Annotated in this window: 20 protein-coding genes; 7 read left to right on the top strand and 13 right to left on the bottom strand. The window is 73.1% G+C overall.

Annotated features, from left to right (window positions below; genetic code table 11):
- Positions 1–50: 50 nt before the first annotated feature.
- Positions 51–431 (bottom strand): Rv2175c family DNA-binding protein, encoded by a 381-nt coding sequence (locus tag ABZ783_RS07715; protein ID WP_073838851.1) that lies wholly within the window; start codon positions 429–431, stop codon positions 51–53.
- Positions 432–596: 165 nt separating this feature from the next.
- Between ABZ783_RS07715 and pknB the strand changes: the two genes are divergently transcribed.
- Together pknB and ABZ783_RS07705 are read left to right on the top strand one after the other, a co-directional pair.
- Entirely contained in the window at positions 597–2,564 is a 1,968-nt protein-coding gene (gene pknB, locus ABZ783_RS07710; RefSeq protein ID WP_357435130.1) for a Stk1 family PASTA domain-containing Ser/Thr kinase, read from the top strand.
- 20 nt (positions 2,565–2,584) lie between these two features.
- Positions 2,585–3,463, top strand: a complete 879-nt coding sequence (locus ABZ783_RS07705; protein ID WP_357435128.1) for a deoxyribonuclease IV — start codon at positions 2,585–2,587, stop codon at positions 3,461–3,463.
- 118 nt (positions 3,464–3,581) lie between these two features.
- Here the strand turns inward: ABZ783_RS07705 and ABZ783_RS07700 are convergent, their stop codons facing one another.
- The 4 genes from ABZ783_RS07700 to ABZ783_RS07685 form a co-directional block, all read right to left on the bottom strand.
- Entirely contained in the window at positions 3,582–4,616 is a 1,035-nt protein-coding gene (locus tag ABZ783_RS07700) for a GntG family PLP-dependent aldolase (protein ID WP_357435126.1), read from the bottom strand.
- A gap of 44 nt (positions 4,617–4,660) precedes the next feature.
- Entirely contained in the window at positions 4,661–6,067 is a 1,407-nt protein-coding gene (locus ABZ783_RS07695) for a class II 3-deoxy-7-phosphoheptulonate synthase (protein WP_357435125.1), read from the bottom strand.
- A gap of 113 nt (positions 6,068–6,180) precedes the next feature.
- Positions 6,181–6,675, bottom strand: coding sequence for a hypothetical protein (locus tag ABZ783_RS07690; RefSeq protein ID WP_357435123.1), 495 nt, complete (start codon positions 6,673–6,675; stop codon positions 6,181–6,183).
- A 254-nt stretch (positions 6,676–6,929) separates the two neighbouring features.
- Complete coding sequence (locus ABZ783_RS07685) at positions 6,930–8,555, bottom strand: glycosyl hydrolase family 18 protein (RefSeq protein WP_357435122.1); 1,626 nt, start codon at positions 8,553–8,555, stop codon at positions 6,930–6,932.
- Between the two features lie 141 nt (positions 8,556–8,696).
- Here ABZ783_RS07685 and ABZ783_RS07680 point away from each other — a divergent pair, with 141 nt between their 5' ends.
- Complete coding sequence (locus ABZ783_RS07680) at positions 8,697–9,185, top strand: glutathione peroxidase (protein WP_357435121.1); 489 nt, start codon at positions 8,697–8,699, stop codon at positions 9,183–9,185.
- Between the two features lie 187 nt (positions 9,186–9,372).
- Here ABZ783_RS07680 and ABZ783_RS07675 read toward each other — a convergent pair whose 3' ends face one another.
- Positions 9,373–10,176 carry an SGNH/GDSL hydrolase family protein gene (locus ABZ783_RS07675; RefSeq protein ID WP_357435119.1) on the bottom strand — a complete coding sequence of 268 codons (804 nt, stop codon included), beginning with the start codon at positions 10,174–10,176 and terminating at the stop codon, positions 9,373–9,375.
- Between the two features lie 247 nt (positions 10,177–10,423).
- Here ABZ783_RS07675 and ABZ783_RS07670 point away from each other — a divergent pair, with 247 nt between their 5' ends.
- Entirely contained in the window at positions 10,424–11,113 is a 690-nt protein-coding gene (locus ABZ783_RS07670) for an NADPH-dependent F420 reductase (protein WP_357435118.1), read from the top strand.
- A 71-nt stretch (positions 11,114–11,184) separates the two neighbouring features.
- Here ABZ783_RS07670 and ABZ783_RS07665 read toward each other — a convergent pair whose 3' ends face one another.
- The 5 genes from ABZ783_RS07665 to ABZ783_RS07645 form a co-directional block, all read right to left on the bottom strand.
- Positions 11,185–11,667: a GNAT family N-acetyltransferase gene (locus ABZ783_RS07665; protein ID WP_357435116.1), complete on the bottom strand. Its 483-nt coding sequence runs from the start codon at positions 11,665–11,667 to the stop codon at positions 11,185–11,187.
- A 147-nt stretch (positions 11,668–11,814) separates the two neighbouring features.
- Positions 11,815–12,165, bottom strand: a complete 351-nt coding sequence (locus ABZ783_RS07660) for a DUF2203 domain-containing protein (protein WP_357435114.1) — start codon at positions 12,163–12,165, stop codon at positions 11,815–11,817.
- Between the two features lie 84 nt (positions 12,166–12,249).
- Positions 12,250–13,068: a pyrroline-5-carboxylate reductase gene (gene proC / locus ABZ783_RS07655; protein ID WP_357435113.1), complete on the bottom strand. Its 819-nt coding sequence runs from the start codon at positions 13,066–13,068 to the stop codon at positions 12,250–12,252.
- Positions 13,069–13,136: 68 nt separating this feature from the next.
- The gene (locus ABZ783_RS07650; protein ID WP_357435320.1) at positions 13,137–14,165 is read right to left on the bottom strand and encodes a 6-phosphofructokinase; all 1,029 of its coding nucleotides are present in this window, start codon (positions 14,163–14,165) and stop codon (positions 13,137–13,139) included.
- A gap of 232 nt (positions 14,166–14,397) precedes the next feature.
- The gene (locus tag ABZ783_RS07645) at positions 14,398–14,895 is read right to left on the bottom strand and encodes a polyadenylate-specific 3'-exoribonuclease AS (protein WP_073838865.1); all 498 of its coding nucleotides are present in this window, start codon (positions 14,893–14,895) and stop codon (positions 14,398–14,400) included.
- Between the two features lie 247 nt (positions 14,896–15,142).
- Between ABZ783_RS07645 and ABZ783_RS07640 the strand changes: the two genes are divergently transcribed.
- Positions 15,143–15,835: a Crp/Fnr family transcriptional regulator gene (locus ABZ783_RS07640; RefSeq protein WP_073838866.1), complete on the top strand. Its 693-nt coding sequence runs from the start codon at positions 15,143–15,145 to the stop codon at positions 15,833–15,835.
- Positions 15,836–15,892: 57 nt separating this feature from the next.
- On the opposite strand, the gene ABZ783_RS07635 is transcribed toward ABZ783_RS07640, so the two are convergent.
- On the bottom strand, positions 15,893–16,102 hold the full coding sequence (locus tag ABZ783_RS07635; RefSeq protein ID WP_073838867.1) for a hypothetical protein: 210 nt from the start codon (positions 16,100–16,102) through the stop codon (positions 15,893–15,895).
- A gap of 186 nt (positions 16,103–16,288) precedes the next feature.
- Between ABZ783_RS07635 and ABZ783_RS07630 the strand changes: the two genes are divergently transcribed.
- Positions 16,289–19,876, top strand: a complete 3,588-nt coding sequence (locus tag ABZ783_RS07630; protein WP_357435111.1) for an adenylate/guanylate cyclase domain-containing protein — start codon at positions 16,289–16,291, stop codon at positions 19,874–19,876.
- Between the two features lie 21 nt (positions 19,877–19,897).
- Here the strand turns inward: ABZ783_RS07630 and ABZ783_RS07625 are convergent, their stop codons facing one another.
- The gene (locus tag ABZ783_RS07625; RefSeq protein ID WP_357435109.1) at positions 19,898–20,581 is read right to left on the bottom strand and encodes a lysophospholipid acyltransferase family protein; all 684 of its coding nucleotides are present in this window, start codon (positions 20,579–20,581) and stop codon (positions 19,898–19,900) included.
- A 355-nt stretch (positions 20,582–20,936) separates the two neighbouring features.
- Here ABZ783_RS07625 and ABZ783_RS07620 point away from each other — a divergent pair, with 355 nt between their 5' ends.
- On the top strand, positions 20,937–21,782 hold the full coding sequence (locus tag ABZ783_RS07620) for a DUF308 domain-containing protein (RefSeq protein ID WP_357435108.1): 846 nt from the start codon (positions 20,937–20,939) through the stop codon (positions 21,780–21,782).
- Positions 21,783–21,794: the final 12 nt, after the last annotated feature.

The following is a 21,794-nucleotide window of genomic DNA, read 5'->3' as shown; positions in this document are numbered from 1 at the left end:
CCGTCAAGCTCATGATCAACGGGCGGACCCGGGGGGTGGGGTGGGTGGGGTTAGAAGCCGAGGGCTTGGGCGCGGCGTTTGACCTCGCGGGCCTGGTCGCCGCCGAGGGCGGCGGCCGGCGTGCCGGGGAGGGTGGGGTCCTCCTCGTAGAGCCAGCGCAACGCCGCCTCGTCGTCGTACCCCGCGTCGGCGAGCAGGTTGAGCACGCCGGGCAGGTGCTTGAGCACGGTGCGGTTGGCCACCAGGTCGGCCGGGACGCGGCGGACGCCGTCGCGGCGGACCGCGATCAACTCCCGGTCGCGGATCAGCTGGTGCACCTTGCTGATCGACAGGTCGAGGCGCTCGGCCACGTCCGGCAGGGTCAGCCAGCCGGCCGGGTCGGTCGGTCCGGGCAGGTCGGCGCCGGCGGCGGCGGGTACGGATTCGGTCACCCGACCACCCTGCCACGTGCCGGGGCGGCCCGGGCGGCGGCACCCCCGTCCGGCGCTTCCGGACGCGGCGCGACCAGGCCGGACACGCGCGGCGGGACCATCGTCGGCCCTCGGCTGTAGCATCCTGTTCAACCTTCACCCTCCTGACACATAGACTGCCTGCCGATGGACACACAGGTCGCCGACACGTTGCTGGGCTCGCTGATCGACGGGCGCTACCGCATTCGCGGTCGCGTGGCCCGTGGCGGCATGGCTACCGTGTACACCGCCACCGACGAGCGCCTGGAGCGCACCGTGGCGGTCAAGATCATTCACCCGACCCAGGCCCCCGAGGCCCGGGCCCGGATGGCCGGCTTCGTGGAGCGGTTCACCGACGAGGCGAAGACGATCGCCCGGCTCACTCACCCGAACGTGGTCGCGGTCTACGACCAGGGCACCCACGCCGGCCTCCCCTACCTGGTGATGGAGTACGTCCGGGGCCGCACCCTGCGCGACGTCCTCGCCGAGCGGCGCCGGCTCAACCCGGACGAGGCCCTGGCGATCGCCGAGCAGATGCTCGCCGCGATCGCCGCCGCGCACCGTGCCGGCCTGGTGCACCGCGACGTCAAGCCGGAGAACGTGCTGGTCGCCGAGGCGCCCACCGGCGGCACCGGCAACCTGGTGGACAGCGTGGTCAAGGTGGCCGACTTCGGGCTGGCCCGCGCGGTCGAGGCGAGCGCCGAGGAGAACGGCAACCAGCTCATGGCCACGGTGGCGTACGTGGCCCCGGAGCTGGTCACCGAGGGCCACGCAGACCCACGCACCGACGTCTACTCCGCCGGCATCGTGCTGTTCGAGATGCTCACCGGCCGGGTGCCGTACGACGGCGACCGCCCGGTGGACGTCGCCTGGCAGCACGTCGACCGGGACGTACCGCCGCCGTCGACGCTGGTCCCGAGCCTGCCGAAGGTCCTCGACGACCTGGTCGGCCGGGCCACCCGGCGCGACCCGGGCGCCCGCCCCACCGACGCCGGCGCGCTGCTGGCCGAGGTGCAGGTGGCCCGGGACGGCCTGGGCAACGCCCACACCGCGGTGCTGCGGCAGGTGAGCGACGAGAACCCGATGGCGCAGCCGACCATGGTGGTGGCGGCGGTCCGCCCGGCCGAGCGTCCCGCCTGGGCCCGACTGCCGGAGGGGGGCGGGCAGCGCCCGCACCGCCACTGGTCCGCCGACAACGACCCGGGCTCCGGGCTGGCTGGGCTGCGTACCCGGATCATGGGCTCGCCCCGGGGCCGGCTGGCGGTCGCCGCGGCGGCCGTGGTGCTCGGCCTGGTGGCCGCTCTCGGCGGCTGGTGGTTCGGGGTGGGGCGCTACACGGTCGCCCCGCAGCTGGTGAGCCTCACCAAGGCCGAGGCGGAGGCGCGGGCCGCCCGGGGCGGCTTCACCCTCGATTACGCCGACCCCCGCTACGACGAGAAGGTGCCGAAGGACAGCGTGCTGGGGCAGAACCCGGGCTCCGCGGCCCGGATCCTCAAGGGCGGCAAGATCACGCTGACTCTGTCGCTCGGTCCGGAGCAGTTGCCGGTGCCGGACGTGGTGGGCAAGGACTTCGAGCTGGCCCAGGCCGAGCTGACCGACGCCAAGCTGGTGGTGGTCAAGGGCTCCGCCCGGTACGACGACGAACTGCCCGCCGGGGTGGTGATGGCCACCGATCCGAAGGTGGGCACGGTGGTCAAGCCGGGCACGAAGGTGACGGTGGTGCTGAGCAAGGGCCGCGCCCCGGTCACCGTGCCGAACCTGGTGGGCAAGAACCTCAACGACGCCCGGGGCATCCTCGCCCAGCTCGGGCTGACCCCGGTGGAGTCGTACAAGGACTCGGACAAGCCGAAGGACGAGATCCTCGGCCAGAGTCCGGCCGACGGCACCGGGGTGGAGAAGGGCGCCCAGGTCAAGCTGGAGATCAGCAAGGGGCCGCCGCAGGTGATCGTGCCCCGGGTGATCGACCTGCCGTGCGATCAGGCCAAGCAGGTGCTGGAGAGCCAGGGCTTCCCGGCCAACATCCAGGTCAACCCCGCAGGGGTGGCCCGCTTCCAGAACCCGGGCGAGAACACGCCGGTGCCGCCGGGCACCCCGGTCACGGTGACCTGCCTGTGAGCGCGAGGAGTGAGCCGGGTTTGCGAGCCCCGCAGTCGCGGAGCGCGCGGCGGCGGGTCGGCTCGCACACCCCCACCTCAGGCGGCCTGGCGAAGGCGGCGCTGCCGTACGTCGACGCGGCCGGCGCCGAGGTGGTGCAGGTCTACGTCTCCAACTCGCGGGGCTGGGCCCTGCCGGCGGGCGACCCGGCGCAGGACGCGCTGTTCCGGGACGGTTGCGGCGAGCGCGGGGTACCGGTCTTCATCCACGCGTCGCTCCTGGTCAACCTGGGCTCCCCCACCCCGGCCACCGTCGAACGGTCGGCCCAGACCCTGGCGCACGCGCTGCGCCGGGGCCGGGCGATCGGTGCCGAGGGCGTGGTGTTCCACGCCGGCAGCGCGGTGGACGCGGGGTACGCCGAGGCGGCGATGCGCCAGGTACGCGAGGCGCTGCTGCCGCTGCTCGACGAGGCGGCGGCGAGCGGCGGGCCGATGCTGCTGGTCGAGCCGAGCGCCGGGGGCGGCCGGTCGCTGGCCTCCCGGGTGGAGCACCTGGGCCCCTACCTGGACGCGGTGGACCGCCACCCGATGATGGGGGTCTGCTTCGACACCTGCCACGCCTGGGCCGCGGGGCACGACCTGGCCGTCGAGGGCGGGATGACCGCCACGCTGGACGCCCTGGTCGCCGCCGTGGGGGCGGATCGGCTGAAGCTGGTGCACGCGAACGACTCGAAGGATCTGTGCGGCTCGACCCGGGACCGGCACGAGAACATCGGCAAGGGCACCATCGGTGAGCCGGCGTTCGCCGAGCTGATGCGCCACCCGGCCACCGCCGGCATCCCGGTCGTGGTGGAGACCCCGACGGAGAAGCACGTCGGCCACGCCGCCGACATCGCCACCCTCACCCGCCTCCACCCCTAAACCACCCCCTCCCCCGCGCCCCGCTCAACCCGCGTTGGTCAAGGAGTTTGCATCGGAATCCGCGCCGCCGGCGACGCAAACTCCTTGATCAACACTCTGAGGCGGGGGTGGGGTGGGGTTAGGCGCGGAGGATTTGGGTTAGGGCCTCGGCGGCGCGGTCGACGGCGGCGTCGGTGACGTCCAGGTGGGTGACCAGGCGGGCGGTACGCGGGCCGAGCACCGAGACCAGCACACCCGCCGCCCGGGCGGCGGCCGCGAGGGCCTTCGCGTCGAGCGGGTGCTTGGTCAGGTCGAGCGGGACGATGTTGGTCCGCACCGGCATGGCGAGCACGCCGTACGGGGCGACGGCCTCGGCCAGCCGGGCGGCCTTGGCGTGGTCCTCGGCGAGCCGCCCGACGTGGTGGGCCAGCGCGTACCGGCCGGCGGCGGCGAGGATGCCGACCTGCCGCATGCCGCCGCCCATCCGCTTGCGGATCCACCGGGCCCGTTCGATCTTCTCGGCGCTGCCCAGCACCAGCGAGCCGACCGGCGCGCCGAGGCCCTTGGAGAGGCAGACGGACAGGGTGTCGAAGAGGGCGCCGTACTCCGCCAGCGGCACCTCGTCGGCGACGTGCGCGTGCCAGATCCGGGCGCCGTCACAGTGCAGCGCCAGCCCGTGGTCGTCGGCCACCCGGCGCAGCTCACGCAGGGTGGCGAGGGGGATCACCCCGCCGCCGCCCCGGTTGTGGGTCTGCTCGACGGCGATCGCCCGGGTCGGCACCGCGAAGTAGCCGTCGGGCCGGACCATCCCGGCCACCACGTCCGGGTCGATCTCCGCGCCGACCGCCGGCCAGGTCCGCGACGAGATTCCGCCGTACGCGGCCGCCGCGCCGATCTCGTACGTGACCACGTGCGCGTCGGCGTCGCAGAGCAGCTCCTCACCGGGCGGCACGACGAGCTGGAGCGCGATCTGGTTGGCCATCGAGCCGCTCGGGGCGAACAGTGCGGCCTCGTGCCCGAAACGGGCGGCCACCTCGGCCTCGAGCGCGGCGACGGTGGGGTCCTCGCCGTACACGTCGTCGCCGACCTCGGCGGTGGCCATCGCCTCCCGCATCCCGGCGGTGGGCCGGGTCACCGTGTCGGATCGTAGATCAACAAGCTCAGCCACAGTCATCCTTTCGGCTGCCGACCGCGGGGCTCGCAAGCCCACTCCGCGCGTCAGCCACGAAGCATCTCCGCCACCAGGAAGGCCAGCTCCAGCGACTGCTGGGTGTTCAGTCGCGGGTCGCAGGCGGTCTCGTACCGATCGGGCAGGTCGAGGTCCTCGATGCCCTGGGCGCCGCCCAGGCACTCGGTGACGTCCTCGCCGGTCAGCTCGACGTGCAGGCCGCCCGGGTGGGTTTCCAGGCTGCGGTGCACCTCGAAGTAGCCGAGCACCTCGTCGACGATCCGGTCGAAGTGCCGGGTCTTGTAGCCGTTCGAGGACTCGTGGGTGTTGCCGTGCATCGGGTCGCACTGCCAGACGACCTTGGCCCCGGCCGCGGTGACCTTGGCGACGATCGGCGGCAGGGTGTCCCGGACTCGGTGGTTGCCCATCCGGCTGATCAGGGTGAGCCGGCCGGGGATGTTGTCCGGGTTGAGCTTCTCGCAGAGCTCGATGGCCTCGTCCGGGGTGGTGGTCGGGCCCAGCTTCACGCCGATCGGGTTGGCGATCCGGGAGATGAAGTCGAGGTGCGCCCCGTCGATCTGCCGGGTCCGCTCGCCGATCCACAGGAAGTGCCCGGACAGGCCGTACGCCCGGTTGCCGGAGATCCGGGTGAGCGCCCGGTCGTACTCCAGCGCCAGGGCCTCGTGGGAGCAGTAGAGGGTGACCGTACGCAGCGCCTCGTCGTCGGTCATCCCGCAGGCCCGGATGAAGGCCAGCGCCCGGTCGATCTCCCGGGCGATCGCCTCGTAGCGCTCGCCGGCCGGCGACTGCTTGACGAAGTCCTTGTTCCAGTCGTGCACCGCGTGCAGGTCGGCGAGCCCGCCGGCCAGGTACGCCCGGAGCATGTTCATCGCGGCCGCCGAGTTGGCGTATGCCCGGATCATGCGCTGCGGGTCGGCGACCCGGGCCTCCGGCGTGGCCTCCAGCGAGTTGATCATGTCCCCGCGGTACGCCGGCAGGCCACGCGCGTCGGTCGGCAGCGACCGGGGCTTGGTGTACTGCCCGGCGACCCGGGCCACCTTGACCACCGGGAGCGACGCGCCGTATGTCAGCACGATCGCCATCTGGAGCAGGGTGCGGGCGTTGGCCAGCAGGTGGCTCTCGGTGTTGTCGGCGAAGGTCTCGGCGCAGTCACCGCCCTGGAGCAGGAACGCCTTGCCCTCGCAGACCAGCGCGAGGCGCTGCCGGAGTTGGTCGACCTCGTACGGCGCGACCACCGAGGGCACCGTGTCGAGGACCTTGCAGACCTCGGCGACCTGGGCCGGGTCCGGCCACGGCGGAGTCTGGGCCCGCGGCAGCTCCCGCCAGCGGTCCAGGCCGAGGGCCGCGTCCTCGGCGGAGTCGGCGGTCGGGCGGCTGGTCTGGAGTCCCGGGCTGCCCACCGCCGGGTGGGTCAGCTGATGCCACTCATGGCGCATGAGAGAAAGCGTACGGCGACCGCCGGGGTGACCCGCCGCCGAGGGGGACGGTTCCGGCAGTTGGGAGATCACCGCCACACTCCGGCGGGCCGCAGGTCAGCCAGGCGGGCGGGTCAGGGGGTGATCGACGGTTCCGGGGTGTGGCCGCCCGGGGCCTCGCCGGAGATGCACCAGTCCGCGCCGCTGCGGGTGACCGTGAACAGCAGCGCCCGGGTGGCCTTGCGGGAGCCGACGGCGACGGTGACGGAGGTGCTGACCTCCTGGCCGTTCGGCCCGGACCGGACGTCGGTGATGGTGGCCTGCGGCACGGTGAAGTGGTCGGCGAAGTCGCCGTTGGGACCCGTCGCGGCGGCGTCGAAGGCGGCCTGCACGGGGGCGCAGAACTGGCTGCGGCCGGCGTCGACGTCCTTGCCCGCCATCGCGTCGAGGTATGCCTGCACCCGCTCGCGGCTCTTGGCCGCCGCCTCCTCGGCCGGTGCCCGCTGCGGCCCGCCGTCGGAGGCGGCCCCGGGCCCGTCGTCCCCGCCGAGGCCGCAGCCGGTCAGGGCCAGCGGCAGGAGCGCGAGCAGCACCACCCCGGTCGCCACCCTCGGGTGCGTCAGGCCCATCGGTCCCTCCCATCGGCGCGGGCATCGGAAGATGCCGAGCGGCGAGTGTGCCACATCGACCTTCCCGCCTGTCGAACCGTCGTACGGAATGTCGGTCACGTCCCTGGCGACGCGGCGCGCGGCCGTTCCATCTTGCCTCGACCACCCCGGTCAGCCGGTCCGGCGCGCGGGCGGCTCGGCGGGGCTGGACAGCCGGGCGGGGAGGGGCCGGTAGGGCCCCTCCCCGCCGGGTGGGTGATGCGTCGGCCCTCGGCTCAGCCGAGGCCGCCCTTGATGGCGCCGATCAGCTCGCCGTTGCTGGTGTCACCGGAGAGCTCCCAGAAGAACGCGCCACCGAGGCCCTGGTTCTTCGCGTAGGTCATCTTGCCGCCGATGGTGGACGGGGTGTCGTAGCTCCACCAGTTGCTGCCGCACTTGGCGTACGCCGTGCCGCCCACGGTGCCGGTCGCCGGGCAACTGTTCTTGAGCACCTTGTAGTCCTCGATGCCCTGCTCATAGGTGCCGGGCGCCGGGCCGGTGGCGGTGCCGCCCGGGGCGGACTGGGTCACCCCGGTCCAGCCCCGGCCGTAGAAGCCGACGCCGAGCAGCAGCTTGTCGGACAGGACCCCCTTGCCCTTGAGCTTCTGGATCGCCGCGTCCGCCCAGAAGCCCTGCTGCGGGATGCCGGCGTACGAGTAGAGCGGGGAGTGCGGGGCGGTGGGCCCCTGGGCGTTGAACGCGCCGAAGTAGTCGTAGGTCATCGGCATCAGCCAGTTGAGCTGCGGCGCGGCGCCGGCGTAGTCGGCCGCGTCGATCTTGCCGCCGCTGCTGCCGTCGGCGGTGATCGCCGCGGTGACCAGGAAGTTGGCGCCGAACTTGCTGCGCAGCGCGCTGACCACGTTCTTGAAGGCGTTCGGGCCGCTGCTGTCGCACTGCAGGCCGCAGGCGTTCGGGTACTCCCAGTCGACGTCGATGCCGTCGAAGACGTCCGCCCAGCGCGGGTCCTTGACCAGGGCGTAGCACGAGTCGGCGAACGCGGCCGGGTTCTGCGCGGCCTGGGTGAAGCCGGCCGACCAGGTCCAGCCGCCGAAGGACCAGAGCACCTTGAGGTTCGGGTACATCCGCTTCAGCTTGCGGAGCTGGTTGAAGCTGCCGCGCAGCGGCTGGTCCCAGGTGTCGGCCACGCCGTCCACGCTGTCCGCCGCGGTGTACGCCTTGTCGTAGTCGGCATAGCTGTCGCCGATGCTGCACCGACCGCCGCTGGTGTTGCCGAACGCGTACAGGATGTGGGTCAGCTTGGCCGCCGACCCGCTGGTGTGGATGTTCTTGACGTGGTAGTTGCGGGCGTAGACGCCCCACTCGGCGAAGTAGCCGACGACCTTCTTGCCCCCGGTCGGCGGCGGGGTCGTGGGCGGCGGGGTGGTCGGTGGCGGAGTGGTCGGCGGAGCCGTGGTGGGCGGGGTGGTCGTCGGCGGGGTCGTGGTGGGCGGCGGGGTGCCGCCGGCGCAGGAGGCGCCGTTGACGGTGCAGTTGAGCGGCGCCTTGTACGCCCCGGTGCCGTTGTAGCCCCAGCTGAAGCTGGCCCCGGGGGCGAGCGGGCCGGCCCAGCTCTTCTTCACCGCGACGTAGTGGTTGCCGCTGCTGGTGACGTCGGCATCCCAGAAGGTGCTGATGGTGGTGCCCGCGGGCAGGTCGAACTCGATGCGCCAGGTGTCCACGCTGGCGCTGGTGCCATTGGTGACGGTCACCTTCGTCTCGTGACCGGTCCCCCAGTCCTGCACCTTGGCGAAGGTGGCGGTCACGCTGCCCGCGGCGGACGCGGTCGCCATCGGTACCGCCGCGACCGCCAGCGCGACCACGGCACCGGTGGCCCAGAGGGCCCGGCGGAGCGATCTCTTCATACGGCGTCTCCCTAAACAGTTAGGAAACTTTCCAGATTGATGCTGAGACGCTACTCACGCGTCATCACTTCGTCAAGATGTAGATGCATCGATTTCCTATGTCCGCGCCGACCGGTCCCGGCGGGCGCGTAGCCTCGCCACATGACCGTTTTCGACGTGCAGATCGACGCCCTCACCGGCGGCCCCGCCGACCTCGCGCAGTACCGCGGCCGCGCGCTGCTGGTGGTCAACGTGGCCTCGCGGTGCGGCCTCACCCCGCAGTACACCGGCCTCCAGGCCCTCGCCGACGAGTACGCCGACCGGGGCCTGACCGTGCTCGGGGTGCCCTGCAACCAGTTCGCCGGACAGGAGCCCGGCACGGCCGCGGAGATCGAGGAATTCTGCCAGGTCAACTACGGCGTGACCTTCCCGTTGACGGAGAAGGTCGACGTCAACGGGCCGGGCCGGCACCCGCTCTACGCCGAGCTGGTGTCCACGCCGGACGCCGAGGGACACACCGGCGACGTGCGGTGGAATTTCGAGAAGTTCCTGGTCGCCCCGGACGGCACGGTCGCCGCTCGGTTCGCGCCGCAGGTCACCCCGGACGCCGCCGAGCTGCGGGCCGCGATCGAGAAGGTGCTGCCCGCCTGACCGCGCTCAAGATCCGCCCTGATTCCCGGAAAGAGTGGCTGTTCAACACGAAATAGCCGCTCTTCCGGGAAAGTGCAGCCAGCGAGCCCGTCCGCGATGGTTCGGACGGGCGGATCGGGTCGGCTCAGCGGCAGCGCAGCGGGCCGCGCCGACTCCACTACGGGAATCGGCGCGGCCCCGGAGGCGGTCAGCCCGCGACGGAGCGGAAGACCGGGTAGTAGCCGCCGGACTGCCCGGCAGCCGTCGGGTGGTACGAGACGGTCAGGTTGAGGTAGTTCAACGCGTGCAGCCACTTCTCGCCGTAGCTGCAGAGCTGGTGGCCGACGAAGATCGACCGGACGTCGGCGAACTTGAAGCCGGCCGAGGTGGCCGCCGTCCTGGTGATGTCGTCGAGCAGGTTGATGCCCTCGTTGATCTTCGCTCGGGAGGTCGCGCTGAGCCCGACGCAGATCGTGCCGAGCTGGTAGAAGACCGGGTAGCCGACGACCACCACGCGGGCCGAGGGCGCCCGGCTCTTGATGCCGTTGTAGACGTTGGCGAGCTTGCCGGGCAGCTCGGTCCGGGCCTTGTCCTCGGCGGCCTGCACGGCCGCCACGCACTGGCTCTCACCCTGCAGGACGCAGGTGGTCATGATGTTGGCGAAGCCGACGTCGTTGCCGCCGACGGTGACGCTGACCAGGGTGGTGGTCGAGGACAGCGCCGAGAGCTGACTGTTGATGACGTCCGTCGTGGTCGCGCCCGAGCAGGCCACCGAGCGGTACGAGGCCGGCCTGATGTTGGTGTTGTAGAGCGCGGGATAGGCGTTGGTGCTGCGCAGGCAGGACCCGCTCTCGGACGTGTAGCTGTCGGCGCCGACGCCGGAGGCGTACGAGTCACCGAGCGCGACGTACCGGTCGGCGGGGGCGGCCTGGGCGGGGGCGGCCAGGGCCAGGGTAAACCCGAGCGAGGACGCCAGGGTCAGGGCGAGGGTGGCAAGACGGGATCTCCGCACGTCGCACTCCTGGGGGTGGGAAGTGGTGGTGGGAGATAGATATCAATGAATCAGGTCCGGACGGAAGATCAACAATTCGCAGGGTTCGTCGATAGACCCTTATTGATACAAATCATTGCCAATGCGATTCCGGTCGCTGAAGGTTTTCGCCAGGCCGAGGCGAACGCCCCCGACCGGATGCCGGGCCGCTGAATAACCGACCACCTTGGTCGGGAATGCCGGCCGCCGTCATGCGGTTGGCACCGGCATGACAACTGTGGGACTGATCGGCAGCGGCAACATCGGCGGCACGGTGGCCCGGCTGGCGGTGGCCGCCGGTCACGACGTGGTACTCAGCAACTCCCGTGGCCCGGAGACGCTCAAGGAACTGGTGGACGAGCTGGGCCCCCGAGCCCGCGCCGCCACCCCGGCCGAGGCGGCGGCGGCCGGCGACCTCGTGGTGGTCACCATCCCGCTGCGGGCCTACCGGGCGGTGCCGGCCGAGCCGCTCGCCGGCAAGATCGTCATCGACACCAACAACTACTACCCGGAGCGGGACGGGCAGTTCCCGGAGCTGGACGACGAGTCGACCACCACCAGCGAGCTGCTCCAGCGGCACCTGCCCCAGGCGCGAGTGGTCAAGGGCTTCAACAACATCTACTTCAAGCACCTGCTCGCCCTGGCCCGGCCGGCCGGCGCGGCGGACCGTACCGCCCTGCCGATCGCCGGCGACGACGCGGCCGCCAAGGGCACCGTCTCGAGGTTCCTCGACTCCCTCGGCTACGACGCGGTCGACGTGGGCCCGCTCGCCGAGGGCTGGCGGTTCCAGCGCGACACCACCGCGTACGCCGCCCTCTACTCGGCCGACCCGGCCAACGACTGGGAGCGGCCGGCACCGGTCGACGCGGAGCAGCTGCGCGCCGCTCTCGCCGCCGCCCGCCGCTACGCCGACAGCTGACCGTCCCGTCCGGAGGGTGGGGAAGCCGCCCGCCCTCCGGACGCGCCGGTTGCGCCGTAGTGCCCGGGCGGTCAGACCGCCTGCGGCGGGAGCGCGAGCCGCATGGCCGGGTCGCGGGTCTCCCGGAAGCCGAGCGAGCGGTAGAGCGGCCGTCCCGCCGCGGAGGCCCGCAGGTCGATCCGCCGCACGCCGCGCTCGCGGAACCAGCCCAGCAACGCCGTCAGGCAGGCCCGGGAGTGGCCGCGCCGGCGGTGGACGGGATCGGTGCTGACGTTGAAGACGTACCCGGTCAGGCCGTTCGGGTTGTCCGGGCCGCCGAGCCGGCGCTCGATCGTGCCGACCGCGCAGGCGGCCAGCGTCCCGTCCGGCCCGTCGACCACGAAGGCCGCCATCGACGGCTCCGGCTCGGCCAGCCACTCCCGTAGCTGCGCCCGGGCGACGTCCTGCCACGGGCCCGGCGGCGGCTCCGCACCCCTCACCGCCGCGAGCATCAGGCCACGCAACCGGACCAGCTCGGCGGCGTCATCCGGCGTCGCTGGGCGTGCGTCGACCATGCACGGCACCGTACCCGGCCAGCGACGGCACGCTCCGCCCGGTCCGGGCGCGTGGCTGGCCACACCGGCCGGCCCGGCTTGGACGCGCGGTGGAACCGCCGGGACGGGCCGGTGCGGGTGGGCCGTGGAACGGGTGCCGGAGGGCGGTCAGATCGGGCGGCGGCCGGCGAAGCCGCACTCCACCCGGTGGTACCAGCGCACCTCGTCGTCCCCCTCCAGCCAGCACCAGAGCACCGCCCGGCCGCCCCGCTCGCCGGGGAAGTCCAGCAGCACCGGGGCGATCCCCTTGACCTGGATGTCGTGCTGGTGGATCTCCTCGAGGACGGCGTGCAGCCGGGCTTCGAGGGCCTTCACCTCGGCCAACCCGCCGAGCGCGCTGACCCCGTGCTCGGCCAGGTCGACCCGCAGCTCGGCGAGGTCGGCGCGGAGCCGGATCAGCTCGTCGATGCGCGGCCGCAGCGTGGCCACCAGGTGTCGCGCCTGGGCGAGAGTGAACACGGCGCCAGTATGCGGCACGAACAAACCGGGGGCACCGTCAGCGACGGTTGGGGCGATCTCGCGTCGTGGCTCGTACCTGCCGCCTCAGTCGGCCTGGGCCGCCAGTTCCCGGGCGCGGTCGCGGGCCGCCTCCAGCGCCGCCAGCATGGCCGCGCGTACGCCGTGGTTCTCCAGCTCCCGGATGGCGGAGATGGTGGTGCCGGCCGGCGAGGTGACCGCCTCGCGGAGCTTGACCGGGTGCTCGCCGGAGTCGCGGAGCATCACCGCCGAGCCGATGGCGGTCTGCACGATCAGCTCGTGCGCCACCTGCCGGGGCAGGCCGAGCAGGATGCCGGCGTCGATCATGGCCTCGACCAGCAGATAGAAGTAGGCGGGACCGGAGCCGGAGAGAGCGGTCACCGCGTCCTGCTGCGACTCGGGCACCCGGATGGTCGCGCCGAGCGGCTTGAACATCTCCTCGGCGAGGGCCAGGTGCGCGCCGGTGGCGTGCGCGCCGGCGGAGATGGCGCTCATCGCCTCGTCCACCAGCGCCGGCGTGTTGGTCATCACCCGGATCACCGGGGTGCCCTCCGGCAGCCGGCGGCTGAAGAAGGTGGTGGGCAGGCCGGCGCAGAGCGAGATGACCAGCTTGTCGGCCGGCACCTTCGGGCCGATCTCGTCGAGCAGCGCCGCCGCGTCCTGCGGCTTGACCGAGACGGCGAGCACCTCCGCCTCGTCCACCGCGACGAGGTTGTCCACCACCCGTACGCCGTACCGGGCGGTCAGCTCCTCGGCGCGGCTCGCTCGCCGGGCGGTGGCGAGCAGCCGCTCGACCGGCCAGCCGGAGCGGAGCAGGCCGGAGAGCATCAGCTCGCCGATCTTGCCGGCGCCGATCACGGCGACGGTGTGCACCTCGGGTGCCATGGGCCGTACCTCTCTCGGTCGCGGGGCGCGGCGGACCCCGGCCGGGTCCGCCGCGCCGCCAGCGTCGATCAGCTGCCGAAGAAGACCTCGGCCTCGGCGTACCGCTCCAACGGCACGGTCTTCAGCTCCCGGGTGGCCTCGGCCAGCGGGACGCGGACGATGTCCGTGCTCTGCATCGCGACCATCTTGCCCCAGTCGCCCTCGTTAGCCGCGTCGATCGCGTGCAGGCCGAGCCGGGTGGCGAGCACCCGGTCGAAGGCGGTCGGGGTGCCGCCGCGCTGGATGTGGCCGAGCACCACGGTGCGGGCCTCCTTGCCGGTCTTCGCCTCCAGCTGCTCGGCGAGCCACTGGCCGATGCCGCCGAGCCGGACGTGGCCGAACGAGTCCAGCTCCTGGTTGTGCAGCACCATCTGGCCCTCCAGCGGGTGCGCGCCCTCGGCGACCACGACGATCGGGGCGTACTGGTGCTGGAAGCGCTTCTCGACGTACCCGGCGACCTGGTCGACGTCGAACTGCCGCTCGGGCAGCAGGATCACGTTGGCGCCGCCGGCGAGGCCGGCGTGCAGGGCGATCCAGCCGGCGTGCCGGCCCATCACCTCGACCACCAGCGTGCGGTGGTGGCTCTCCGCGGTGGTGTGCAGCCGGTCGATCGCCTCCATGGCGATGTTGACCGCGGTGTCGAAGCCGAAGGTGTAGTCGGTGGCACCCAGGTCGTTGTCGATGGTCTTCGGCACGCCGACGACCTTGACGCCCAGCTCGTGCAGCTTGGTGGCGACGCCGAGGGTGTCCTCGCCGCCGATGGCGATCAGCGCGTCCACGCCCTGGGCGGCGAGGTTGTCCTTGATCCGCTCGACGCCGTTCTCGATCTTGAACGGGTTGGTCCGGGACGAGCCGAGGATGGTGCCGCCGCGGGGCAGGATGCCACGGACCTCCGCGATGCCCAGCGGCCTGGACAGGCCCTCCAGCGGGCCCTTCCAGCCATCCCGGAAGCCCACGAACTCGTGACCGTAGGTGGCGACGCCCTTGCGGACCACCGCCCGAATCACCGCGTTGAGACCAGGGCAGTCGCCGCCGCCGGTGAGCACGCCGATACGCATGATCTGCTCATCCTCCTGGAGCATCAGGTGAAGCCCGGATAAGCCCCAGGATAGGTGTCAGATCAGACCATCGGCGCCGTTGCCGGCCCGGGGCGGGCCGTCAGTGCGCACTGTAGTCGGCGCGGGGGTACGGCGACACCGCGCCCCGGCCCCCTGCCGCCCGCCGGATCGGCTACCCGTCAGTAGCCGACCTCGCGCTTCTCCCCCACGCGGCGGCCGTCCGGGCTGCCGGTCACCGCTCGGTCATCGCCCGCCAGCGCGCCAGGTTGTGCCGGGCGTCGACCAGGGCGTCGTGCCGGTCCGCGTCGGCGTCCGGCAGCTTCGGCCGGCCCCGGTCGTCCCAGAGCTGGCGCAGTTCCTTGGTGAACCGCGGGATCTCCCGCGGCAGCGCCGGCATCGCGCCCCACAGCTGGGCCAGGACCACGTGGTCGTACGCCGCGTACCAGGCCCAGAGCTCCAGCTGCTCGCCCGGGCGGTCCCGGACCGGCGCCATCAGGAACTCGTAGAGGTCGTCCCGGATCCGCTCCCGGGACCGCCACGCGCGGTCGGCGGGCGAGGGGAGCTTGTCCAGCACGTTGCGGCGCACCCAGGGCACCGCCCGGGAGTCGTCGAACTCGGTGGAGACCGCGTAGAACTCGCGGCCGTACTCATCGACGACGCCGATCGACACCAGGTCGACGATGCGGCCGTCCTCGATGAACTCGCAGTCGTAGAAGTAGCGGTAGACCATCCCCGCCATCCTCGCCCACCGCCCCCGCCCGCCCGTCGCCGGGGCGTCCGCCGAGGTCGGCACGGTTCGGACAGGCGGTTCGGGAGGGTCACGGAACTGTCTCCAGGGGTGTACAGCACGCGACCGGAGCGTCATGATCTGATGTGTACCGCTACCGGACGCCGAACCGGTTCAGATGCCTCGTACCGGGATGTCAGGGCCACCCCGGTGAGCGAGTTGTGGTCCTTGACCGGGGAGGGGTTGGGCCGTGGAGGTTCGCCTGCCGGAGCCGGGTGACGCGCTCACGGGCGTGGAGATGTTCGCCGGGCTCGAGCCGGAGGTGCGGCAGCGGGTCATCGCCGCTGCGGTGCCGCGCACCTACCGCAAGGGTCAGTTGCTCTTCGTGGAGAACGACCCGGGCGAGTCGCTGATCGTGCTGCGCCGGGGGGCGGTGGCGGTGTTCCGCACGGCACCGACGGGCGAGCGCGCGGTGCTGTCGGTGATCCGTCCGCCGGACGTGCTGGGCGAGGTTTCCCTGCTGGACGCGTCCACCCGGTCCGCGTCGGCCGAGGCGATCGAGGATTGCGCCGCGCTGGCGCTGTCCCGGCCGGCCTTCATGGAGCTGGTGCACTCGAACCCGCGCATCCTCGACGCGGTGATGCGCTCGCTCGGCGGGCTGATCCGCCGGCTCACCGAGCAGAACGCCGACCACGTCTTCCTCGACCTGCCCGGCCGGGTGGCCAAGACGCTGGTCCGGCTCGCCGGCGAGAGCCAGGCGCCGATGATCACCATCGAGCTCAACCAGAGCCAGCTCGCCGAGATGGCCGGCGGCTCCCGGCAGAGCGTCAACCAGGCGATCGGCTCGTTCGCCAGCCGGGGCTGGCTGCGCACCGAGGGGCGCCGGATCGTGGTGACGGACGTGGCCGCGCTGCGCCGCCGCGCCGGGATGAACGACCGCTGACGGATACGCGCAGGGCCGGGGCGTTCTCGCCCCGGCCCTGCGGTCGTGCCGCCCGGCTCAGACGCCGGCGCTGCCCGGCCCGGCCCACTCGTTGGGCCGGCCCGGCCCGGCCCAGTCGCTGTTGTCATCGCCGCCGGAGCCCTCGATGACGATGCCCTCGGCCTGGAGGGTGGCGAGGGTGGCGGCGTCCACGTCGACGGAGTCCCCCGCCGCGTGGGCGACCCCGTCGGCGTCGGTCCAGTCGCTCTCCAGCTTCACGTACACCATGGTGTGGCCCCCTTGATCGCGGTCGTCGTCCGAGGCATGAATCTAGTCCGCGAACCGCGCCGACGGCTGTCCGGACGAGTGTCCACAAGCCAACAGCCCGGTACCTGACACCGCTACCAGCGGCGATACTCGCGATGGACGCCGCGGGGGGCGGCGCCCGGCCGGGACCGGCCGGAGGATCCACCAGTGGAGGGCGTCATCTCCGCCCAGTGTGACCGTTGTGGACGTACCGCCGCCGAAGGCGACCGCTTCTGTGGTGGCTGCGGCGCGGAGCTGGGGGCGGTCTGCCCACACTGCCTGCGCCCGCTCGCCGCCGACGTGGCCTTCTGCACCTCGTGCGGGGCAGCCCGGTCCGGTGCCAAGCAGCCCGTCGCCACGCCGCAGGAGGACCGCCGGCGGGTCAGCGTCCTGTTCGTCGACCTGATCGACTTCACCCCGTACGTCGAGCGCGCCGACCCGGAACAGGTCCGCGGCATGCAGACCGGCTTCTTCTCGGCCGCGAAACGGGTGGTCGGGCAGTACGGCGGGGTGGTCGAGAAGTACATCGGGGATGCCGTGATGGCGCTCTTCGGCGCCCCGGTGGCCACCGAGACCGACGCGCTGCGCTGTGTCCGGGCCGGGCTGGAGCTGCAGCGGGTGCTCACCCGGTTCGCCCCGTCCGGCCGCGACGAGCTGCGGTTCCGGGTCGGCGTGGCGACCGGCGAGGCGCTGGTGGACGTGGCCGCCGCCCGGGACGGCGGGCAGGCGATCGTGGCCGGCGACGTGGTCAACACGGCGTCCCGGATGCAGTCGGTGGCGCCGCCCGGCGGGGTGCTGGTCTGCGGCGCGACCCACGCCCTCACCAAGGACGCCATCAGCTACGAGGAGCAGCCGCCGGTCACCCTGCGCGGCCGGTCCACCCCCACCGAGGTCTGGCTCGCCCTCGCCCCGGTACGCCGCCAGCCCACCGACCAGGAGCCGGACACCACGCCGCTGATCGACCGGGAGCACGAGCTGGGTCTGCTGGTCAACGCCCTGCACCGGTCGCTGCGGGACCGGCTCCCGCAGGTGGTGACCGTCTTCGGCCGGGCCGGCATCGGCAAGAGCCGACTGGTCCGCGAGCTCTACCGGCACGCCGGTCGGCTGGTCGACGAGCCGCTGACCTGGCGGACCGGCCGGTGCCCGCCGTTCGGGGAGAACGTCACCTTCGCCGCGCTGGCCGACGTGGTGAAGACCGAGGCCGGCATCCTCGACACCGACCCGGCGTCGACCGCGGCGCAGCGGCTCACGTCCGCGGTGACCGAGCTGGTCGGGCCGGCCGAGCGGGACCGGATCGTCGACGCGCTGCGCCCGCTGGTCGGGCTGACCGGCACCACGCTGCCGGCCGAGGAGGCCGAGTCGGCGTGGCGGCGGTTCCTGCTGGCCCTGGCCGCCCGCCGCCCCACCGTGCTGGTCTTCGAGGACCTGCACTGGGCCGACGACGCCATGCTGCGCTTCGTCGAGCTGCTCGGCGCCGCCGCCCGGGACGCGCCGCTGCTGCTGCTCTGCACCGCCCGGCCGGAGCTGGTCGACCGGGACCCGAGCTGGGCGGGGACGATCACCGGCTCGGTCACCATCACCCTGCCCCCGCTGCGGGACACCGGCATCGCCTCGCTCTACGCGCACATGTTCGGCCAGGCCGCGTTCCCCGCCGAGATGCTCACCCCGCTGGTGGAGGTCGCCGGCGGCAACCCGCTCTACGCCCACGAGTACGTCCGGATGCTCATCGAGCAGGGCGCGCTGCGCCAGTCCGGGCGCGGCTGGTCGCTGGACAAGCACCTCGACCTGCCCATGCCGGAGAGCGTCCACGCGGTCATCGCCAACCGGATCGACCTGCTCGACGCCAAGGACCGGGCGGTGCTGCTGGCCGCCTCGGTGGTGGGTGTGCAGTTCTGGCCCGGCGCGGTGGCCGCCGCGCTCGGCCAGCCGGTCGAGTCGGTGGAGCGCGCGCTGCGCCGGCTGGAGCAGCGCGACTTCGTGCACGAGCAGGGGGCGTCCACGATGGCCGGGCAGCCGGAGTTCCGGTTCCGGCACGTCCTGGTCCGGGACGTCTGCTACCAGCGGCTGCCGCGTACCGAGCGGGTGGCCCGGCACGAGCGCACCGCGGACTGGCTGGACACGCTGTCGCAGAGCCGGGACACCGACCTGGCCGAGGTGCTCGCCCACCACCGCTGGGCGGCCCACGAGATCGCCCGCACGCTCGGCATGGACACCCACCGCTACGCCGGCCCGGCGCGCGCCGCGCTGCACCGGGCCGCCCGCCGGGCGTACGCCCTGCACGGGCTGGACGCGGCGGCGGCGCACGCCGGCCGGGCGCTGGGCCTGGCCGACGACAGCGACCCGATCGGCCGGCTGCAGCTGGAGCTGCTGAGCACCGAGATCTCGTTCTACCGGGACGGCAACGCCTTCCTCTCCGGCGGCGGGCCGGAGCAGCTGCACGCGCTCGCCGACCGGCTGCTCGCGCACGGCGACCACCCCTGCGCCGCCCGGGCCTGGACCCTGCTCGGCCAGGCCGCCTGGCTGCGCGCCGACCGGACCGCCGCGGTGGCCTGCCTCAACCGCGCCGTGTCCCTGTTCGAGCCGCTGCCGGACAGCGGCCAGAAGGCGGACGCGTACGCGGAGCTGGGCCGGCTGCACATGCTCAACTACGAGCGGGACCCGGCGGTGGCCGCCGCCGAGACCGCGGCGGAGATCGGCGCGCGGCTGGGGCTGTCGGAGACCCGGACCAACGCGCGGATCACCGCGGCCACCGCCCGGTACCAGTCGGGTGACCGGTCGGGCCTGGACGAGCTGCACGTGCTCGTCGAGTACGGCCGGGCGCAGCAGCTGCTGGCGCTGCACCGGGCGGTGCAGAACCTGGCGTACGCGGTCCGCGAGGAAGGCGACTGGCTGCGCTCGGACGCGCTGCTGTCCGCCGCGCCGGCGCGTACGGCCAGCGGGCAGACGCTGACCACCAGCTACTCCGGGGAGGCGATGCGGGCGTACTTCGACGGGGACTTCGCCCGGCTGCTCGCCGCCGCGGACGCCTTCGTGGACACCCCCACCGGCGGCTGGGACATGCAGGTCCGCGGCCTGCGCTCGTGCCTGCTGGTGCTGCGCGGCCGGCCGGTGCCGCCGGCGCCCCGACCGGCACCGGGCCAGCGGAACGGCGGCCCGGAGGAGCCCCTGCCCCGGCACCCGGACGACGTGGCCGCCGCGTTGGACAGCGCCCGCCGCAGCGGCTTCCACCGGCCGCGCTGGACCATGCTCGGGATGGCCGCGCTCTGCCGCGCCCTGCAGGGGCGGGCCGACGAGGCGGCGGAGCTGGTCGACGAGCTGGCCGACTCGTGGTCGGCGGTGCCCGCGCTGGCCAGCGGCGAATGGATCGCCGCGGCCGCGTACGCGGCCACCCTGGCCGGTCGGGACGCGGCGGTGCGCGTGCGGGCGATGCTGGACCGGCTCGAACACCGGACGCCCTGGTCGGAGGCGGCGCTGCGGACGGTGACCGCGGCCCTCGCCGCGGCCGACGGCGACCACCGGCGCGCCGGCGAGCTGCACCTGGCGGGCGCGGAGATCTACGCCCGGATCCCCGACGTGACGGACCGGATGCTGGCCCTCGCCCTGGCCGTCGCCGAGCTGGACCGGGCGGGGGATCGGGCGGCGGTCACCGCGCCGCTGGCCGAGGTGAGCGCCTTCGCCCAGCGCAACGAGGCGCCGGGCCTGCTGGCGCTGGCCCGCCGCCCGGTGCCCGACACCGGCCCCGCCGTCGCCTGCTGATCCCAGGGGCCGATTGGGGCGTCAGGCGGGGACCGGCTGGGTCTTGGCCTTCTGGGCGTACGTGTCGACGTACTCGCGGCCGGAGAGTTCCATCACCTCGTACATGATCTCGTCGGTGACCGCCCGCTCGACGAACCGGTCGCCGGACAGGCCGGCGTAGCGGGAGAAGTCCAGCGGGGCGCCGAAGCGGATCCGCACCCGCTTGATCGTGGGGATGAGCTGGCCGGGCGGCTGGATCTCGTCGGCGTTGAGCATCGCCATCGGGACCACCGGGGCACCGCTCTCCAGGGCGAGCCGGGCCACGCCGGTCTTGCCGCGGTAGAGCCGGCCGTCCGGCGAGCGGGTCCCCTCGGGATAGATGCCGGCGATCCCGCCCGCCCGGAGCACCTTGAGCTGGGTGTCCAGGGCGGCCCGGGCGGCCTGGCCACCGGACCGGTCGACCGGGATGGTGCCGGAGCCGACGAAGAACATCTTGGTCAGCCAGCCCTTGATCCCCTTACCGGTGAAGTACTCCGCTTTGGCGATGAATGTGACTTTTCGCTTGACGATGAGCGGCGTGAAGATCGAGTCCGAGAAGGAGAGGTGGTTGCTGGCCAGGATGACCGGACCGGTCTCCGGGACGTGCTCGAGCCCCTCCACCTGCGGGCGGAAGATCAGCCTCAGCAGCGGGCCGAGGATGATGTACTTCAACAGCCAGTACAGCACCGGGGTCCTTCCAGGTGGGGGCGGCGACGCCCGACGACGGCTCCAACTCGGCTGGCGGCCACCATTCGGCCTCGGCGACGCCAGGCGGCGCACCGGAGGCGGATGACGGCCAGCCCGACGCCGCGCGGCGACCTGGAGCCGTCGAGGCCGGGAGCCCGGAACGGGCCGCCGGGACGCGCCCGGACCGCGCCCGGGGCGCCGTCGGCGAGCGGGACTGTCCGGGAAGAGCCTACGAACCGGGAGCGGCACGCCACAACGCACTCCCGGAACAGGGTCCGGACGTGTCACGATTCAGGGCACGGCGTACGGGGCGCCGGGTCGGGACGCACCGACAGGCGGCGAGGAGGGGTGTCCGGTGTCAGCGGGTGGGCCCCGCCGGGGACGGCGGGACAACGGGCTCGACGCGGCCGAGTACGCGGTCGCGGGCGACGTCGATCCGCGCATCGGCGAACATCTGCTCGACGTGCTCGCCGCCGGCGGGATCGCCGCTTACCTGCAGCCCTCCGCCGACCTGAACCCGATCACCCGCACCACGACGGTCCCGTCCCGCCCGGTCGACCGGCTCTACGTCGACCGCTCGCACCTGACCACCGCCCGGGACTACCTCACCCAGCTCAGCGACGAGGGGGCCCGCGAGTCGACCCGGGACGACGAGCCGGACATCGAGGCGGAGTGGGCCAAGATCGTCGCCGGCTTCCACTCCGCCCCCACCTCCGGCAGCCACCCGTGGCCTGCCGCCGAGGACGTGGACGACGACTCCGTCGACCCGCCCGAGCCGACCGGGAGCGCCGGCGGCCGGGCGGAGGAGACCGGCGGCCCGACTGCCACCGACGTCCGGCGCCTGCCGTACGCGGCGGACGTCTCCGGGATCTCGGTGAGCCGGGGCCGGTCCGACGAGCCGTCACTGCTGGACGGCCTGGACACCTTCGGCGCCGACCTGCCCGACGACGAGGACGAGCACTACACCCCGCCACCGCCGCCCCCGCTGCCGCGCTTCTCGAAGTACGCCGTGGTGGGCGTGCTCTGCATCGTGGCCGGCTTCGTGTTCTTCCTCTCCCCCACCCTGCTCCCGGTCACCGACCCGTCCGTGGTGACGCTGCTCGGCTTCACCGGCATCCTGGCCGGCTTCGTGATGCTGATCTGGCGGCTGCGCCCCGGCGACTCCGACGAGCAGGACCCGGACGACGGCGCGGTCGTCTGATCCGCTCCGCCC

This window comes from Micromonospora sp. NPDC047738 (assembly GCF_040642675.1).
GTDB lineage: Bacteria > Actinomycetota > Actinomycetes > Mycobacteriales > Micromonosporaceae > Micromonospora.
The sequence above is the reverse complement of the archived record's forward strand: the minus strand, read 5'-3'. Positions and strand labels throughout refer to the sequence as shown.

Bases quoted from the DNA above. Each gene is read 5' to 3' on its own strand.
- pknB (WP_357435130.1), top strand. From the start codon at position 597: ATGGACACACAGGTCGCCGACACGTTGCTGGGCTCGCTGATCGACGGG.
- ABZ783_RS07700 (WP_357435126.1), bottom strand. From the start codon at position 4,616: ATGACTGTGGCTGAGCTTGTTGATCTACGATCCGACACGGTGACCCGG.
- ABZ783_RS07695 (WP_357435125.1), bottom strand. From the start codon at position 6,067: ATGCGCCATGAGTGGCATCAGCTGACCCACCCGGCGGTGGGCAGCCCG.
- ABZ783_RS07690 (WP_357435123.1), bottom strand. From the start codon at position 6,675: ATGGGCCTGACGCACCCGAGGGTGGCGACCGGGGTGGTGCTGCTCGCG.
- ABZ783_RS07685 (WP_357435122.1), bottom strand. From the start codon at position 8,555: ATGAAGAGATCGCTCCGCCGGGCCCTCTGGGCCACCGGTGCCGTGGTC.
- ABZ783_RS07680 (WP_357435121.1), top strand. From the start codon at position 8,697: ATGACCGTTTTCGACGTGCAGATCGACGCCCTCACCGGCGGCCCCGCC.
- ABZ783_RS07670 (WP_357435118.1), top strand. From the start codon at position 10,424: ATGACAACTGTGGGACTGATCGGCAGCGGCAACATCGGCGGCACGGTG.
- ABZ783_RS07665 (WP_357435116.1), bottom strand. From the start codon at position 11,667: ATGGTCGACGCACGCCCAGCGACGCCGGATGACGCCGCCGAGCTGGTC.
- proC (WP_357435113.1), bottom strand. From the start codon at position 13,068: ATGGCACCCGAGGTGCACACCGTCGCCGTGATCGGCGCCGGCAAGATC.
- ABZ783_RS07650 (WP_357435320.1), bottom strand. From the start codon at position 14,165: ATGCGTATCGGCGTGCTCACCGGCGGCGGCGACTGCCCTGGTCTCAAC.
- ABZ783_RS07645 (WP_073838865.1), bottom strand. From the start codon at position 14,895: ATGGTCTACCGCTACTTCTACGACTGCGAGTTCATCGAGGACGGCCGC.
- ABZ783_RS07635 (WP_073838867.1), bottom strand. From the start codon at position 16,102: ATGGTGTACGTGAAGCTGGAGAGCGACTGGACCGACGCCGACGGGGTC.